The following is a 17,182-nucleotide window of genomic DNA, read 5'->3' as shown; positions in this document are numbered from 1 at the left end:
CGCCTAAATAGCCGCGATCCCGAAATGACGCCGTTCAAGGACCTCGCCGTGACCGATCACGCGCCTCAATCCGCCGTTTCCGACGACCTGGCCGCCGCCTTCCAGATCGAGGGCTGGCCCGTGCGTGGCCGCCTGGTCCGCCTGGGCGCGACCATCGACAAGATCCTGGCCGCCCATGACTATCCCGAGCCGGTCGCCGCCCTGCTGGGCGAGGCCTGCGCGCTTGCGGCCCTGATCGGCTCGAGCCTGAAGTTCGACGGCCGCCTGATGGTCCAGGCCCAGGGCGACGGACCGGTGCGCTATGTCGTCGCCGACTATGGCACAGACGGCTCGCTGCGCGGCTACTGCCGCTATGACGAGGCCGAGGTGGCCGAGGCGTCCAAGGGCTTCGCCCGTCCCGGCGCGCAGACGCTTCTGGGCCAGGGGGTCTTCGTCATGACCCTGGATCGCGGCCCCGACTTCGAACGCACCCAGGGCATCACCCCCATCGAGGGCGAGAGCCTGTCCCTGTGCGCCGAACACTATTTCCAGCAGTCCGAACAGGTCCCGACCAAAGTCCGCCTGGCCGTCGGCGAGGTGCTGACCGAGGCCGGTTCGCAGTGGCGCGCCGGCGGGGCGATGATCCAGATCATCGCCGGCGACGAGGCGCGCGGCTCGACCGAAGAGGTCTGGGATCGCACGCGGGCCCTGTTCGGCACCCTGGGCGACGACGAATTGATCGACCCGACCATCTCGCCGGAAACCCTGCTGTTCCGCCTGTTCCACGAGGACGGCGTGCGACTGGAAGGCGCGCGCGAACTGACGGCGGTTTGCCGCTGCTCCCGCGACCGCATCGCCTCGGTCCTCGCTTCCTTCGACCCTTCGGAACGCGCCGACATGGTCGAGGACGACGGCAAGATCCGTGTCACCTGCGAATACTGCGCCACCGTCTATGCGCTGGAGCCGGACGAGATCGTGGCTGAACAGATCTAAAACGAAGAAGGGCGGCCGGTACGGCCGCCCTTCTATCTCAGCCTTCCAAATCCAGCGAATAGCCCGCCGAACGGACGGTGCGGATCGGATTGGCGCTCTCGCCGATGTTCAGCGCCTTGCGAAGCCGGCCGACATGGACGTCCACCGTGCGGGCTTCGACATAGACGTCCGAGCCCCAGACGGCGTCCAGCAGCTGTTCGCGGCTGAACACCCGGCCCGGGTGCTGCATGAAATGGTCCAGCAGGCGGAACTCGGTCGGGCCCAGATGCACCTCCTGGCCCGAACGCTTCACCCGATGCGACACGCGGTCGATGATGATGTCGCCATGGTTCAGGCGGTCGTCGGCCAGGCCCGGCCGGATGCGGCGCAGCACGGCCCGGATGCGGGCGATCAGTTCGACCATCGAAAACGGCTTGGTCAGATAGTCGTCGGCGCCCGTGTCCAGGCCGCGAACCCGGTCGCTCTCCTCGCCCCGCGCCGTCAGCATGATGACGGGCAGATTGCGGGTCTCGGCCTTGCCCCGGATACGACGGCAGACCTCGATGCCCGACAGCTTGGGCAGCATCCAGTCCAGCAGCACCAGATCGGGCTGACGCTCGTCGATCTGGAGCATGCCCTCCTCGCCGTCGGCCGCGACGGTGACGTCGTAACCTTCCTTTTCAAGATTATACTGAAGCAAGGTCGCCAACGCGTCCTCGTCTTCCATCACAAGGATATAGGGCTGCACGTCAGGGCTCCGGTCGCGGCTTAGTGCGAGGTCGTCAGGTTGGGGGTAGAGGCTTCGTCTTCGGCGCCGGGATGCGCACGCGGGCGTTCGCCAAGCATGTCGTCGCCGGTGATTTCGTAATGGACGGTCTCGGCGATATTGGTCGCGTGATCGCCGATCCGCTCCAGGTTCTTGGCCATGAACAGCAGATGGGTGCAGGCGCCGATGGTGCGCGGATCGCCCATCATATAGGTCAGCAGCTCGCGGAACAGCGAGTTGTAGTGCTCGTCCACCTCGTCGTCGGTCTGCCAGACGGCCACGGCGCGATCCAGTTCCGAGGCGGTATAGGCGTCCAGCACGTCGCGCAGGCGGGTCGACACCAGCCGCCCCATTCGTTCGATCGAACGGGTCAGAGGTTGCATCGGCTCGCTCTCAGCCAGGATCAGCGCCCGCTTGGCGATGTTCTTGGCCAGGTCGCCGGTGCGTTCCAGGTCGGAGGCCATCTTCATGGCGCCCAGGGTGCGACGCAGGTCGCTGGCGACCGGCTGGCGCAGGGCGATCAGGCGAATGGCCTTCTTCTCGATGTCCCGGTGAAGGGCGTCCAGCTTCAGATCCCGCTCGACCACCGCGCGCGCCAAAGCGATGTCGCGACGGGCGACGGAATCGATGGCGTCCGACACCTGGGCCTCGGCGAGACCGCCCATGCGGGCGACCTCGGCCGTGATCTGATTCAGTTCGTCGCCGTAAGCCTTAACCGTGTGCTGGTTCATCAGCCGAATCGTCCGGTGATATAGTCCAGCGTGCGCCGCTCGCGGGGATTCTGGAAGATGTCTTCCGTGTCGCCGGTCTCGACCAGACGGCCCATGTGGAAGAAGGCGGTGCGCTGCGACACCCGCGCGGCCTGAGCCATCGAGTGGGTGACGATGACGATGCAGAACCGCTCGCGCAGTTCGTCAATCAGTTCCTCGATCCGCGCCGTGGCGATGGGGTCCAGAGCCGAGCAGGGCTCGTCCATCAGGATCACTTCCGGGTTCACGGCGATGGCGCGGGCGATGACCAGACGCTGCTGCTGACCGCCCGACAGGCCCATGGCGGACGACTGCAGACGGTCCGCGACCTCGTCCCACAGGCCGGCCCTCTTCAGGGCGCTTTCGACGACCCCATCCATCTCAGACTTGGCGCTGACCAGGCCGTGAATCTTGGGGCCGTAGGCGACGTTTTCGTAGATCGACTTGGGGAAGGGGTTCGGACGCTGGAACACCATGCCGACGCGGGCGCGCAGCAGCACCGGGTCGATCGAGCGATCGTTGATGTCCTCACCGTCCATCGCGATCCGGCCGGTGACCTTGGCCCCGGAAATCGTGTCGTTCATGCGGTTCATGGTCCGCAGGAAGGTGGACTTGCCGCAACCCGACGGCCCGATCAGAGCCGTGACGGTCTTGTCGGGGATGTCCAGCGAGACGTCGTACAGCGCCTGTTTGCCTTCATAGAAGACGGACACGTCACGCGCGGCGATCTTGATCGGTCCGACCGGAGGGCTGTCCACCACGGTCGGCCCGGGCAGGTCCGACGCATTATAGGCGCGGGGCTCCTCCGTAGCCTTCGGCGTGGCGGTCGTCGTGGCTTCAGGCAGGACCTGCCCGCCCATGCGCGGGGTTTCGGTGGGATCGACGGGGCCGGCCCCGGTCTGATCTTCGGCGGAGCGGAAAATACGGAATTTCATTCTCTTACCACCGACGCTCGAAGCGCCGCCTCAGGATGATGGCCGCCGCGTTCATGATGATCATGAAGACCAGCAGAACGATGATCGCAGCGGCGGTGCGTTCGTGGAACGCCCGCTCTGAGGCGTTCTCCCAGATGTAGATCAGCGAAGGCAGGGCGCCGACGGGTTGGTCGATGGCATGCGGCACGCCGGGCACGAAGCTGACCATGCCGATCAGCAGCAGGGGCGCGGTCTCGCCCAGGGCGTGGGCCATGGAGATGATCGCGCCAGTCATGACGCCGGGCATGGCCAGCGGCAGGACGTGGCTGAACACCGTCTGCGTCTTCGAAGCGCCCATGGCCAGGGCCGCCTCACGAATGGACGGCGGCACCGCCTTCAACGCCGAGCGCGTGGCGATGACCAGGGTCGGCAGGGCCATCAGGGCCAGAACCAGGCCGCCGACGATCGGGCTGGCGCGCGGCAGGTGCATCCAGTTGATGAACAGCGCCAAGCCCAACAGGCCGTAGACGATGGAGGGCACGGCCGCGAGGTTGTTGATGTTGACCTCGATGATGTCGGTCAGCTTGTTCTTGGGCGCGAACTCCTCGAGCCAGATCGCGGCGCCGACGCCCAGCGGAATGGCGATCAGCGCCGTGACCATCAGCATCAAGGCCGAACCCACAACGGCGCCCAGAACGCCGGCCAACTCGGGCTGGGTCGAATCGCCGTTGGTGAACAGGGCTGTGTTGAAGTGGGATCCGACCACGCCCTCAGCCTGCATCCGCTCCAGCCAGGCGATCTGACGGTCGTTGATGCGGCGTTGATCCTGCGGCGTCGATTTGGAGATCTCGCCTTTTAGATACAGGTCCGCGTCGTCCGAAAGCGGAACCGCCAGCGGGACCGTCTCGCCGATCACGTCCGACCGTTTCGCCACCAGATCGGCGGCCACGAACTTGAGCTCGGACGAGAACAGCGCCTTCATTTCGCTGGAGGCGGCGCCCGCCGCGTCGTCCTGAATACCCCAACGCGCCAACTGCTGCTCGGCCGCCAGTTGTTCGAAATTCGAACCCTGGGGATAGGCGCGGTCGATCCGGGCCGGGTCCATATAGACCGGCACCGTCACCGTATGGGTGTAGAAGGCTGTGTGGCCCTGCTCGACGATCCGCACCAGCAGAACGGCGAGGAAAAGCATGGCGGCGGCGATGGCCAGCCGGCCGAACCATTTGAACCGGGCTTCCTTGGCATGGCGGCGCTTCAGGCCGGCGCGCAGACGATCCAGCCGCCCCTTCGCGGCCGCGCCGTCGATCTGATCGGGGGTCGCGTCAGTCATATTGTTCCCGGTAGGTCTGGACGATCCGGTGCGCCACGATGTTCAGCACCAGGGTCGCCAGGAAGAGGGTCAGGCCCAGGCCGAAGGCCGAAAGGGTCTTGGCGCTGTTGAACTCCTGGTCGCCCGTCAGCAGGGTGACGATCTGCACCGTGACGGTGGTGACGGTGTCCAACGGGTTGAAGGTCAGGTTCGCCGCCAGACCGGCGGCCATGGTCACGATCATGGTCTCGCCGATGGCGCGCGACACGGCCAGCAGCAGGGCGCCGGCGATGCCCGGCAGTGCGGCGGGCAGCAGCACCCGTTTCACCGTCTCGGACTTGGTCGCTCCCATGGCGAAAGACCCGTCGCGCAGAGACTGAGGCACAGCGTTCAGGATATCGTCGGACAGGGAGGACACGAACGGGATCAACATGATCCCCATGACGGCGCCGGCGGTCAGCGCCATCTGGTTCTGCACCAAGGCCAGATACTGGCCCAAGCCGTCCAGAGGACCGCCGATCAGGAACAGCCCGATTTCGTTGAAGAAGACCCGCAGGATGGGCCCGACCGTCAGCGCGGCGAAGAAACCGTAGACCACGGTGGGCACGCCCGCGAGAATCTCGAGCAGCGGCTTGATCACGGCCCGCGTGGTGCGTCCGGCGTATTCCGAAAGATAGATGGCCGACAGCAGGCCGATCGGCGCCGCCACGCACATGGCGATCAGCATGATCAGCAGGGTGCCGGCGAACAGCGGCACAGCCCCGAAGGCTCCGGTCGAACCGACCTGGTCGGCGCGAATGGCGATCTGGGGGCTCCACTGGGCGCCGAACAGGAAGTCGAACACCGGCACGGTCTGGAAGAAGCGGAAAGAATCGAAGGCCAGGGAGGCAATGATGCCCAGGGTCGTCAGGACGGCGATGGCCGAACACACGAACAGGGCGCCATAGACCCAGCCCTCGACCCGGTTCCGGGCGCGGGTCTGCGGCTTGATCTGGCTGAAGGCGAACAGGCCGCCGATCAGGGCGGCCAGAATGGCGCCCAGGCCGCCGCCCCATTGTAGGGTGCGTTCGATGCTGACCATGCGCCGCGCCTCGACTGGAAGCTGCTCGGCCAGCGGGCGTTCCCAGATTTGCAGGGCCGGCTCGCCACGGCCAACGCGGTGAGCATCGGCGAAGAAGGCGTCACGACGGAAGGGGTCAAGCGCCGCCACAGCCTCGGGCGTGCCGGCAGCGGTCAGCTGGCGTTCCAGCGGGGTCGCAAACACGCTGAGAAGGATCAGCACCAGCAAGGCGGGAGCCGCAACCCAGATCAAGGCATAGGCGCCATGCTGGCCCGGTCGCGAATGCGGCTTGGCCCCGACCGCGCGACGACGCGCAAGCTCGCGACCGCCTAAAAAGGCGGCGGCGCCCAGCGCAACAAGGAACAGCAAATAAATCCAGATCATTCCGGGTCCGAAGCGGGGGCAGGCGCGAATCGAAAGGCGACCGGGGATCCGGGCTCGACGCGGCGCGACTACTGCCTGTGAATGGTCAGCGCATTAAGACGAGTTGATGACAGTTCGGTAACAGCGTGGCCCTTTGGCGCCTCAGGCGGCAGCAGTACGCGGGTCCCGTCGCTCGCTCACCATAGGGAACCAGGCTGTAAATGCAGTGCCCAGGCCGGGCGCGCTTTCAACCACAAGACCGCCCTGGTGGCGGTTGATGATGTGTTTGACAATGGCCAGGCCCAGACCCGTCCCCTGGCGCTCACCGCTCTTTTGGCCCTCCACGCGGTAAAAACGCTCGGTTAGGCGCGGCAGATGTTCACGCGCCATGCCCGGCCCGTGGTCGCGAACCGTCACAGCGGCGTAGAAGACCCCAACAGCGCGATCCGGCGTGACAAGCGGCAAACGCGTCGCGCCCGGCATACGCGAGGCCCAAGCCTCGTCGAACGACAGGTCAGATCGCACCGAGATTTCTACGGCCCCGCCCCTTGGGGAATATTTGACCGCGTTATCCAACAGGTTCTGGACAACCTGAAGAATCTCGTCCCGGTCGCCGCTGATCGAGGCCCTCGCCTCCCCCTGATCGACCATCACATCGATCTGCTTCTCCTGGGTCAGCACGCTGACCGCGTCAACGACGTCCGAGGCGGCGCGGTCCAGATCCACCCGACCCGATGGCGGAATATGCTCGTTCAACTCAATCCGGCTGAGCGACAGAAGGTCGGCGACCAGCCGGCCCATGCGATCCGCTTGAGCCGACATGATGTCCAGGAAGCGGTCACGGGCGGCGACGTCGTCGCGCGCATGGCCCTTCAGCGTCTCGATGAACCCGCTCAGCGAGGCGAGCGGCGTGCGCAGCTCATGGCTGGCGTTGGCCAGGAAATCGACGCGCATCATCTCGGTTCGCCGCGCATCGGTCTCGTCACGCAGGATGACCATGGCCAAGGCGCCGCCGCCCACGCCTTCCTCGTAACCGAGCGGTCGAGTCCAGGCGCGCCACCGCCGGTCTCTCTGTCCGCCGGTCGTATAGTCTGTCGTACGCGACATGCCTCCGAACAAGGCCTCGTCCACCGCCTCCAGAACGCCGGGCTCTCGCAGCACCTGCACCAGAAGCGCGCCCTGGCTTTGAATCCGCAGCAGATCGCGGGCGACCTTATTGGCCATGACAATACGGCGACCGGCGATGTCGTCGGGCTCGCCGCCGCTGATGATCAGGACCGGATCGTCCAGAGCCTCGAACACCCGATCCAGCAACTCGGCCTTCGCCGGGTCAGCAGGCCGCTCGACGGGCGCGCCGGTCGATTCCGGGAGAGGCGTCGTAGACGATGGGTGCGCATTGAGGATCCAGGCCGAGAGAGCCACGATCACAGCTCCGCCCAACAGCCAATTGGCGATCTGGGGATGAATGAAGGCCAGTCCCACCAACACAGCCACAGCGATTGCGATGCTGATCCCCACGGTCCACAGACGCGAGGTCGAAATCGGCGCTACGGGCGAAGGCGAAGATTCGTAAGGCATATGCGGCGCACGCCTCCAGATGGGCGACCGAGGGGGAAACCCATCCTTGCACGGATTCTGTGACGGCGCGCCGACACACGCCGTCGTTTTATTTTGAGCTTCGCCGCACGGTTTGTTTAGGAGTTTCGGTCATCGTCCCCCTTCGAAGGGGGCGCCGTGGACCGGGTACTTTATTGCATCTCGAATGACCACGACTGGCGGGTAACCCTGCTGGCCGCCATCGTCTGTCTGGCCGGCATGGGTTCGACCTTCCGCTTCATCGACCGCGCCCGGATTACAGACGGCGCGCGCCGTAGACGGCTTGCGATTTCGGCAAGTCTGATTGGCGCACTGTCGATATGGGCGACGCACTTCATCGCCATGCAGGGCTATGTCGGCGCGGGCGACCTGACCTATGACCCGGCGCTGACCCTGGCTTCAGTTCTGGTGATCATCCTCGGCGCGGGGCTGGCCATTTTCGTGTCCCTGACAGGCAATGACCGCCCGCGCCGTGTTTTGAGCGCCTTTGTCGCGGTCTCCGCCGTCGCCGCAATGCACTATCTGGGCATGGCGGCGCTGCGCGCACCGGCGGTGCTCAGCTGGAATCCCGAACTGGTCCTCACCTCACTGATCGGCGGCATGGCTATCGGCGGAACCACCGCCTTCTTCCATCAACGAGGCAGTCTCCGCCGGCTGGCCGTCACGGCCGTGGGCGCCTCGCTCGCCGTTGTCTTCCTGCATTTTGTGGGCATGGCCGCGATCACCGTGACGCCGGACCCCAGCTTGGGGGAACAGACAGGCCTGACACCCGACGCCATGCGCACCGTGGTCTTCATCCTCGCTCTATCGATCGTGGGCGTCGGCGCCGCTCTGGTCTTCATGGCCTATATGGCGCGCGCGGGCGCCCTGGGTCACATCCGCGAGGCGGTCGAGGCCATGTCGGACGGTTTGGGCTTCTACGACGCTGACGACCGCCTGGTCTTGTGGAATGCGCGCTACGCCGAGGTGAACCCGGAACTCGCGCCCTTCCTGAAGGTCGGAATGACCTTCAGGGAGATTCTTCAGATCGGTATCAACGAAGGCCGGTACGACGAGGCCATCGGCTGCGAGGAAGAGTGGATCGCGGAACGAATCCGCGTCCGCCGCCAGGGATGTTCGACCATCGAACAGCAGGTCGGCGGCGACCAATGGCTGCAGATCCAGGATCGTCGTACGCCCGGCGGCGGCACTGTCACCGTCTGCAACGACATCACGGCGCTGAAGCGCGACGCCCACGCCCTGCGTGAGGCGCGCGACGCCGCCGAGGCGGCCAATGTCGCCAAGAGCCAATTCCTCGCCAACATGAGCCATGAGATCCGTACGCCGCTGAACGGCGTGATCGGCCTGTCTCAAGCTCTGTCAAAGACCGAATTGACCCCCGACCAGCGCGAGATGCTGAATTTGATGCAGGCCTCCGGCCGGACGCTTCAGACCCTGCTCAGCGACATTCTGGACCTCGCCCGGGTCGAGTCCGGCAAGCTCGAACTGACCGAGGACGCCTTCGAACTGGAGGTCGCCGTGCGCGAGGCGGCGCAACTCTATGCCGAGAATGCGCGAGAGAAACACCTGGGCTTCTACGTCGATATCGACGTGGAAGAAGGCCTGTGGATTCGAGGCGACATGGTGCGCCTAAAACAAATCCTGACAAATCTCATTTCCAACGCGGTCAAATTCACCTCCAAAGGCTTCGTGGGGCTGACCGTCCAGCGCGGTCCCGACACGAACGGGACCCCGACCCTGCGGTTCACGGTCGAGGACACGGGCATTGGCTTCGACGCCGCGACCCGCGAACGCCTGTTCAGCCGATTCGAACAGGCCGACGGCGGCATTACGCGCAGATTCGGCGGCTCCGGACTGGGCCTCTCCATCTGTCGACAATTGGCCGAGATGATGGGCGGCGACCTGGACTGCGAGAGCGAACCCGGAGGCGGGTCGGCCTTCATGCTGACAGTTCCGATGAAGGTCTGCGACAAGCCGGCGCAGAGCGAGCCCAAAACGGCAGGCGGGCCACACGGGGGGCTTGGCGCGGTTCGTGTCCTGGTCGCCGACGACCATCCCACCAATCGCCGCGTCATCGAACTGATTCTCGGCCAGGCCATGGCCGACATCTTCGCGGTGGAGAACGGCGCCGAGGCCGTCGAGGCGTTCCGGACCCAGGACTTCGACCTGGTGCTCATGGACATGCAGATGCCGGTGATGGACGGGCTGACCGCGACGCGAGAAATTCGTCTGCACGAGACGGCCATGGGCGGCGCGCGCGTGCCGATCGTGATGCTGACGGCCAACGCCATGCCAGAACATGTCGCCGCCGGACGGGCGGCCGGGGCCGATCATCATCTGGCCAAACCGTTCGACGCCGCCGAACTGCTGGCCATCGTCGCCGATCCCGAGGCTCTACTGAGCGGCGTGGTCAGGGCGGCCTGATCTCGCGCGGGATCTCGACCATGGCGGTTGCACATCCGTCATGATGCGTGTAATAGCCCGCGCTCTTGAATTCGAGGGTTCATGACCCCCGCCGCGCGGGCCCAGGGTTGGCGCGGTGTTTCCGTTGTTGTTGAGGCGAGCCAGATGGCCGAGATCATTCTGAACGTGGACGTCCGCGATGGCGTCGGCACCGGTGGCGCCCGCGCCGCCCGTCGCGCCGGTTTCGTGCCGGGCGTCCTGTACGGCGGCGACAAGGCCCCCGTCTCCATTTCGGTGAACGAGAAGGACTTCCGCAAGTCGCTCTACACCGGCAAGCTGCTGGGCCACCTGGTGACGCTGAAGTACGGCGAAGAGACCCAGCCGGTCATCGCCAAGGACGTGCAGTTCGACCCCGTGTCGGACCGCCCGATGCACTTCGACCTGATGCGCGTCGACGAGCACGCCCCGGTCAAGATCGAAGTGCCGGTTCACTTCAAGAACGCCGACGAAGCGCCGTTCGCCCGCCAAGGCGGCTCGCTGGAAGTCGTCCGCCATGCGGTCGAAATCATGGTCAAGGCCGACAGCATCCCGGAAGAACTGGTTGTCGACCTGGCCAAGGCCCAGATGGGCGACACCATCCGCTTCTCGGACATCGAACTGCCCAAGGGCGTCGAGCCCACCATCACCGACCGCGACTTCGTGATCGCCACGATTAAGGTCTCGTCGGCCGCCCTCTCGGCCGCCGCTGACGAAGCCACCGAGACGACCGAAGCCTAAGCTTTCGTCGCTTCGACAAGATCAGGCCCCGCCCGGTTCGCCGCGGCGGGGCTTTTCTTTGTGCGACGCACACGGCATGAGGACGCCATGATCATCATCGCCGGGCTCGGCAATCCGGGCGCAAAGTACGAGAAGAACCGCCACAACATCGGCTTCATGGCCGCCGACGAGATCGCGCGGCGCTGGCGGTTCGGCCCCGAGCGGGCCAAGTTCCAGTCGATCGTCAGCGAAGGTCAGGTCGAGACGGCGAACGGGCCGGTCAAGGTCCTGCTGATGAAGCCCCAGACCTATATGAACGAGAGCGGCCGAGCGGTCGGCGAGGCCGCGCGCTTCTACAAGATCAAGCCGTCCGAGATCATCGTCTTCCACGACGAGATCGACCTGGCCCCCGGCCGGTTCCGCATGAAGACCGGCGGGGGCGCCGCCGGCCAGAACGGCGTCCGCTCGCTGATCAGCCACCTGGGCGCCGACTTCCGGCGCGCCCGCATGGGGATCGGCCATCCGGGCGAGAAGGACATGGTCATGCCCCATGTGCTGGGCGACTTCCACAAGGCCGAACAGCCCTGGCTGGACGCCCTGCTCCAGGCCTGCGCCGACGCCCTGCCCTTCGCCGCCGCCGGCGACGACGAGCGCTATCAGGGCGAGGTGATGCGCCTGGCCCCCGCGCCCAAGTTCAGCCCTCGCCAGGCGGCGCGCGGCGAACTGTAGCCTGTACGCCCCCGGCGAAAGGCCGTAGAGGCGAGGCGTGAACCATTCCGACGCCGATCACTGGTCGACATCGAGATCGCTCGCCTTCCTGGCGGCGGTGTTCGCCATCGTGCTCGGAAGCCTGCTGCCCTTCGGGGCCCTGGCGGCGGCCCAGCCGGGGCAGCCTCTGGTCATCTGTTCCGCCGAAGGGCCGCAGACCATCCAGACCGGCGGCATGGACGGCCCGGTCAACAAGCACCTGGGGGCCAAGTGCGCCGCCTGCGTCGTGCCTCTGGCCGCCGCCCTCCCCGCCCCGCCCGCGCCCGAACCGGCGCCGGTCATCCGCACGGTCGAGACCGTCGTCTATACGCCCGCCCGCGTCAGCCCCCCGCCGCCGGCCCGCGCGCCGCCGCGTCCCCCGTCCACCGCCCCGCCCCACGCCTGAACCAGACCCAAAGCCCGCGCCGGCCCTGCGCCCGCGCGCCCTTCTCGTTCTGACTTCAGGATCATCATGTCTCTCAAGACCACTGCGGCGCCCTGCGCCCTGCTGCTTGCCTCATGGGCCAGCCCCGCCCTGGCGCAACAGGCGTCCGAGCCCGCCGTCCTCGACACCGTCATCGTCACCGCCCGTCGCAACGCCGACGACCCCGCCGTCGTCGCCGAGGCGCGGGAACGTCTGTCTCGCACGCCCGGCGCGGTCGCCGTCGTCTCAGCGGAATCCTACGCCGACCGCTATGCCCCCAACCTGGCCGACGTGCTGCGCGACGCCCCCGGCGTCTATGCCCAGAAGAAGTGGGGCGGCGACATCCGGCTGTCGATCCGGGGCTCGGGCATCGGCAACTCCAGCCACAATCGCGGCACCCTGCTGGCCCAGGACGGCGTTCCCTTCAACGAGGCCGACGGCTTCGGCGACTTCCAACTGATCGACCCGCTGATCGCCCGCTATACCGAGGTCTACAAGGGCGGCAACGCCCTGCGCTTCGGCGGCGCCCTGCTGGGCGGGGCGGTCAATCTGGTCACGCCGACCGGCCGTACGGCGGCCTCGAACCTGAGCCTGCGTCTGGACGGCGGCTCCTATGGCACGGTGCGCGCCCATGCCGAGGTGGCGGGCGTGCGCGGCGACTGGGACGGCTTCGCCGCCGTCACCGGCCAGAGCGTGGACGGCTGGCGTCAGCAGAGCGAGGGCAAGTCCCTGCACCTGTCCGCCAATATCGGCCGTAGCTTCGGTCAGGACCGCGAGGTGCGCCTGCTGGTCTCGGGCGGCGACATCCATCAGGAAATCCCCGGCAGCGTCAGCCTGTCGGGCGCTCTGAACGATCCCACAGCGGCCAATCCGGGCAACATCACCCTGAATTATCAGCGCAATATGCAATCGATCCGAACGACCTTGCAGACGCGCTGGCGGCTGGACGAGTCCACCGTGTTCGAGGGCGCGATCTACGGGACCTGGAAGGATCTGGACCACCCCATTTTCCAGGTCATCGATCAGGAAAGCCGCAACTACGGCGCCTTCGGCCGGTTCGACTGGCAGGGGCAGGTCTTTGGCCTGCGCGCCGACGCCTTCTACGGCGCCTGGTATCGTCAGGGCGACCTGGACGCCAAACAATGGGGCAATCTGGCCGGACAGCAGAACGGCCTGCGCGCCCGCAGCTTCCAGAACGGCAAGGGGCTGGACGTCTTCGGCGAGGGGCGGCTGTTCGTCACCGACCGCCTGGCCCTGGTCGCCGGGGGAACCTGGGGCCGCGCCGAGCGGGGCTACCAGAACTATGTGGTCCCCGGCGTCGCCGGCACGATCGACCTGACCGTCGATAAGACGTTTGACTGGTTCGCGCCCCGCGCCGGCCTGTTGTGGGAAAGCGAGGAAGGCGATCAGGTCTTCGCCAACGTCACCCGCTCGGTCGAGCCACCCAACTTCTCGGCCCTGTCGCCGACCGCCGCCGGCTATCAGCCCCTGGTCCCGCAGGAAGCCGTGACCTGGGAACTCGGCACGCGCGGCCGCCGCGGCCCCGTGACCTGGGATGTCACCGCCTATCGCGCCGATCTGGACCATGAGCTGCTGAATTTCGTGATCGACAACGCGCTGGGCATTCCCGCCTCCACCTTCAACGCCGGGCCCACGGTTCACCAGGGGATCGAAGCGGGGCTGGGCTGGCGGATCGCGCCGCAGTGGCGCCTGCGCCAGACCTACGCCTTCTCGGACTTCTACTTCGACGGAGACAAGGTCTACGGCGACAATGACCTGCCGGTCGTGCCGCCGCACCTGTATCGGGCCGAGCTGCGGTATGATCACCCGGCCGGCTGGTTCTTGGCGCCCAGCGTGGAGTGGTCGATGGCCGATTCCAGGGTCGACTACGCTAATACGCTGAAGTCGCCCGCCTATACGGTGGCGAACCTGAACATGGGCTGGAACGTGCGGGACGGCCTGACCGTATTCACAGACATCCGCAATCTGTTCGACGAGGCCTATGTCTCGAACTTCAGCGCCGTCACCGACGCCAGCCTGGCCAGCGTCTCCACCGCCGTCTTCTTCCCCGGCGAAGGCCGCTCGGCCTATGTCGGCGTCAGGATGAGCTACTGATGGCCCGCAAAGCCGCAACCCCGGCGCCGGACGATCTGTCCGGCGCATACCGCGTCGTCTGGCGCTGGCATTTCTACGCCGGCGTCTTCGTCATGCCCGTGCTGATGCTGCTGGCCCTGACGGGCGGCCTGTATCTGTTCAAGGACGAGATCGACGGCGCCCTCTATCGCGACATGATCCGCGTGCCGGCGGCCCACACCCAGGCCGCGCCGGACACCTGGGTGGCGTCGGCGGCCCAGGCCGCCGGCGGCGGTCGGGTCGCCAATCTGGTCCTGCCCGCCCGGCCGGACCAGGCCGTCCGCCTGCGCGTGGATCGGCCCGATGGGATGCAGAAGACGGTCTTCGTCGATCCCCACACCGGCCGCGCGACCGGCGTCATTCCCGCCGGCGGGTTCATGGAACTGGTCAAGAAGACCCACAGCCTGACCTTGTTGGGTCGGCCGTTCAACATCCTGGTCGAGATCGTGGCGGGCTGGACCATCATCCTGTTCGCCACCGGCCTCTATCTGTGGTGGCCGCGCGGACGGGCCGTGGCGACCGTCTCGCCCCAAACGACCGACACACGACGACGCCCCTTCTGGCGCGACCTGCACGCCCTGACAGGCGTCTATGTCGGCGGGGTCGTGCTGTTCCTGGCGGTCACCGGCATGCCCTGGTCGGCCTTCTGGGGCGACACGGTGATGGACGCGGTCAAGTCCAGCGGTCTGGGCCGCCCCCCGGCGCCCGTCGCGGGGGCCTGGCAGCGCGCCGAACACCATGACCAGCCGCTGGGCGCCGGCTGGGCCATGGACGACATGGTCATGGCCCACGACCACGCCGGTCACGGCGCCCTGGGCCGGGTGCTGAAGACAGCCGACGACGCGGGTCTGGCCCGGCCCTACGCCGTCTCCATTCCCGCCGCCTCGGGCACGGCCTATACGATCACGACCCAGGCCCGGCGGGTCCAGGACAGCCGCTCTATGTACATCGACGCCGCTTCAGGCCGTGTGCTGGCCGACCTCGGCTATGACCGGTTCGGCGCCGGCGCCAAGGCCATTGAATGGGGCGTCTATACCCACCAGGGCACCCAGTACGGACAGGCGAACCGGATCGTCATGCTGCTGGGCTGTATCGGCGTCTGGCTGCTGGCGATCAGCGGCCTGATCATGTGGTGGAAGCGCCGCCCGCCCAACCTGTCGCGGTTGCGCCTGGGCGCCCCGCCCGCCCCGCCGGGACCGCGCGTCCGCGCCGCAGTCCTGGGCATCGTCCTGCCCCTCGCCGTCCTCTATCCCCTGACGGGCCTGAGCCTGATCTTCGCCGTATTGCTCGATCGAGCCGTGCGGCCGATGATCCGGCGTCGTCCCGCCGTTTCCTGAAAGAACCGACGCCATGAAAACCCATCTGTCCCTCGCCGCCGTCGCCCTCGTTCTGGCGGCCTGCAACCCGCCTGCGGACAAGCCGGCCCCTGCCGCTGAGGCGACGGCCGCTGCCGTGACCGCCGCCGACGCCTGGTGCCGCCCTTCGCCCAACGGAGCCAAGGCCGGCGGCTGCTACGTCACCCTGACCGCCGCGACCGACGACCGCCTGACCGGCGGCGCCAGCCCCCGCGCGGCCGAACTTCAGGTCCACGAGATGAAGACCGAGAACGGCATGATGAAGATGGCCCAGCTGACCGAGGGTCTGCCGCTGCCGGCCGGTCAGGCGGTCGGCCTGGCGCCCGGCGGCAATCATCTGATGCTGATCGGCTTGACCGCGCCCCTGGTCGCCGGCGAGACCGTGCCCATCACCCTGAAGTTCGCCTCGGCGCCCGAGGTGACGGTTCAGGCGGCGGTGCGCCAGCCCGCAATGGCGGCCATGGCGGGCATGGATCACAGCGCCCACTGACGCCTTTTGCAGCGCGAGCCTGACAAACGGGATCGAACCCGCTAAAGGCTCGCGCTCACGAGGAATACCATGGCTCTTAAAGTCGCGATCGTCGGCCTGCCCAATGTCGGCAAGTCCACCCTGTTCAACGCCCTGACCAAGACGGCGGCGGCCCAGGCGGCCAACTATCCGTTCTGCACCATCGAGCCGAACACCGGCGACGTGGCCGTGCCCGAGGCGCGTCTGAACGCCCTGGCCGAGATCGCAGGGTCCAAGGAAATCATCCCGGCCCGCATCACCTTCGTCGATGTCGCCGGCCTGGTGCGCGGCGCGTCCAAGGGCGAGGGCCTGGGCAACCAGTTCCTGGCCAATATCCGCGACTGCGACGCCGTGGCCTTCGTCGCCCGCTGCTTCGTCGATGACGACATCACCCACGTCGAGAACCGCATCGATCCGATCGCCGATCTGGAGATCATCGAGACCGAGCTGATGCTGGCCGACATGGAAAGCCTGGAGCGCCGCCGGCCCCAGCTGGAGAAGCGCGCCAAGGGCGGCGACAAGGAGTCCGGCCTGACGCTGAAACTGGTCGATCTGGCCCTGGCCCAGCTGAACGCCGGCAAGCCCGCCCGCACCGCCGACGTCTCCAAGGAAGACGCCAAGGCCTGGCACATGCTGCAACTGCTGACCGCCCTGCCCGCCCTCTATGTCGCCAATGTCGAGGAAAGCTCGGCCGACAAGGGCAATGAGCTGTCCGACAAGGTCGCCGCCCGCGCCGCCACGGACAACGCCAACTCGGTCGTCATCTCCGCGCAGATCGAATCCGAGATCGCCGTCCTGGACGACGAGGAGCAGAAGGAATTCCTCGAGACCCTGGGTCTGGAAGAACCCGGCCTGAACCGCCTGATCCGGGAAGCCTACAAGCTGCTGGGCCTGCAGACCTATTTCACGGTCGGCCCCAAGGAGGCCCGCGCCTGGACGATCAATGTCGGCGACACCGCCCCCCAGGCGGCCGGCGTCATCCACACCGACTTCGAAAAGGGCTTCATCCGCGCCGAAACCATCGCCTTCGACGACTTCGTCGCCCTGCGCGGCGAGGCCAAGGCGCGCGAGGCGGGCAAGCTGCGCGCGGAAGGCAAGACCTATGTCGTCAAGGACGGCGACGTGATGAACTTCCTGTTCAACTGACG

General features: G+C 66.8%; 15 protein-coding genes. 9 read left to right on the top strand and 6 right to left on the bottom strand.

Translation table 11 applies throughout. The annotated features are described in order from the left end of the window. Positions 1 to 48: 48 nt before the first annotated feature. The gene (locus ACW170_RS09165) at positions 49 to 972 is read left to right on the top strand and encodes an Hsp33 family molecular chaperone (RefSeq protein ID WP_492086416.1); all 924 of its coding nucleotides are present in this window, start codon (positions 49 to 51) and stop codon (positions 970 to 972) included. 37 nt (positions 973 to 1,009) lie between these two features. Here ACW170_RS09165 and phoB read toward each other — a convergent pair whose 3' ends face one another. The 6 genes from phoB to ACW170_RS09135 form a co-directional block, all read right to left on the bottom strand. Next, the gene (phoB, locus tag ACW170_RS09160; RefSeq protein WP_271163955.1) at positions 1,010 to 1,699 is read right to left on the bottom strand and encodes a phosphate regulon transcriptional regulator PhoB; all 690 of its coding nucleotides are present in this window, start codon (positions 1,697 to 1,699) and stop codon (positions 1,010 to 1,012) included. 20 nt (positions 1,700 to 1,719) lie between these two features. Next, complete coding sequence (gene phoU / locus ACW170_RS09155; RefSeq protein WP_271163956.1) at positions 1,720 to 2,448, bottom strand: phosphate signaling complex protein PhoU; 729 nt, start codon at positions 2,446 to 2,448, stop codon at positions 1,720 to 1,722. After that, complete coding sequence (gene pstB / locus ACW170_RS09150) at positions 2,448 to 3,401, bottom strand: phosphate ABC transporter ATP-binding protein PstB (RefSeq protein WP_492086415.1); 954 nt, start codon at positions 3,399 to 3,401, stop codon at positions 2,448 to 2,450. Before pstB ends, phoU begins: the two co-directional genes overlap by 1 nt. A 4-nt stretch (positions 3,402 to 3,405) precedes the next feature. Next, positions 3,406 to 4,710, bottom strand: coding sequence for a phosphate ABC transporter permease PstA (gene pstA / locus ACW170_RS09145; RefSeq protein ID WP_492086414.1), 1,305 nt, complete (start codon positions 4,708 to 4,710; stop codon positions 3,406 to 3,408). Next, positions 4,703 to 6,133: a phosphate ABC transporter permease subunit PstC gene (gene pstC / locus ACW170_RS09140; protein ID WP_492086413.1), complete on the bottom strand. Its 1,431-nt coding sequence runs from the start codon at positions 6,131 to 6,133 to the stop codon at positions 4,703 to 4,705. Before pstC ends, pstA begins: the two co-directional genes overlap by 8 nt. Positions 6,134 to 6,274: 141 nt before the next feature. Further along, on the bottom strand, positions 6,275 to 7,690 hold the full coding sequence (locus tag ACW170_RS09135; RefSeq protein WP_492086412.1) for a sensor histidine kinase: 1,416 nt from the start codon (positions 7,688 to 7,690) through the stop codon (positions 6,275 to 6,277). 156 nt (positions 7,691 to 7,846) lie between these two features. Between ACW170_RS09135 and ACW170_RS09130 the strand changes: the two genes are divergently transcribed. From ACW170_RS09130 to ychF, 8 genes are all read left to right on the top strand, one after another. Next, positions 7,847 to 10,132, top strand: a complete 2,286-nt coding sequence (locus ACW170_RS09130; RefSeq protein WP_492086411.1) for an ATP-binding protein — start codon at positions 7,847 to 7,849, stop codon at positions 10,130 to 10,132. A 144-nt stretch (positions 10,133 to 10,276) separates the two neighbouring features. Beyond that, a complete protein-coding gene (locus ACW170_RS09125) occupies positions 10,277 to 10,888 on the top strand; it encodes a 50S ribosomal protein L25/general stress protein Ctc (RefSeq protein WP_492086410.1) in 612 nt (203 codons plus the stop codon). Positions 10,889 to 10,975: 87 nt separating this feature from the next. Further along, the gene (pth, locus tag ACW170_RS09120) at positions 10,976 to 11,596 is read left to right on the top strand and encodes an aminoacyl-tRNA hydrolase (RefSeq protein WP_492086409.1); all 621 of its coding nucleotides are present in this window, start codon (positions 10,976 to 10,978) and stop codon (positions 11,594 to 11,596) included. A gap of 37 nt (positions 11,597 to 11,633) precedes the next feature. Continuing rightward, entirely contained in the window at positions 11,634 to 12,020 is a 387-nt protein-coding gene (locus ACW170_RS09115) for a DUF2946 family protein (RefSeq protein ID WP_492086408.1), read from the top strand. Between the two features lie 66 nt (positions 12,021 to 12,086). Next, positions 12,087 to 14,153: a TonB-dependent receptor family protein gene (locus ACW170_RS09110; protein WP_492086407.1), complete on the top strand. Its 2,067-nt coding sequence runs from the start codon at positions 12,087 to 12,089 to the stop codon at positions 14,151 to 14,153. Then, entirely contained in the window at positions 14,153 to 15,508 is a 1,356-nt protein-coding gene (locus ACW170_RS09105; protein WP_492086406.1) for a PepSY-associated TM helix domain-containing protein, read from the top strand. Before ACW170_RS09110 ends, ACW170_RS09105 begins: the two co-directional genes overlap by 1 nt. Positions 15,509 to 15,521: 13 nt before the next feature. Further along, a complete protein-coding gene (locus tag ACW170_RS09100; protein ID WP_492086405.1) occupies positions 15,522 to 16,016 on the top strand; it encodes a copper chaperone PCu(A)C in 495 nt (164 codons plus the stop codon). A 69-nt stretch (positions 16,017 to 16,085) separates the two neighbouring features. Next, entirely contained in the window at positions 16,086 to 17,180 is a 1,095-nt protein-coding gene (ychF, locus tag ACW170_RS09095; RefSeq protein ID WP_492086404.1) for a redox-regulated ATPase YchF, read from the top strand. The last annotated feature ends 2 nt before the right edge of the window (positions 17,181 to 17,182 follow it).

This window comes from Brevundimonas sp. FV2ps16 (genome assembly GCF_058681075.1).
This window is presented reverse-complemented; position numbering and strand designations above follow the sequence as displayed.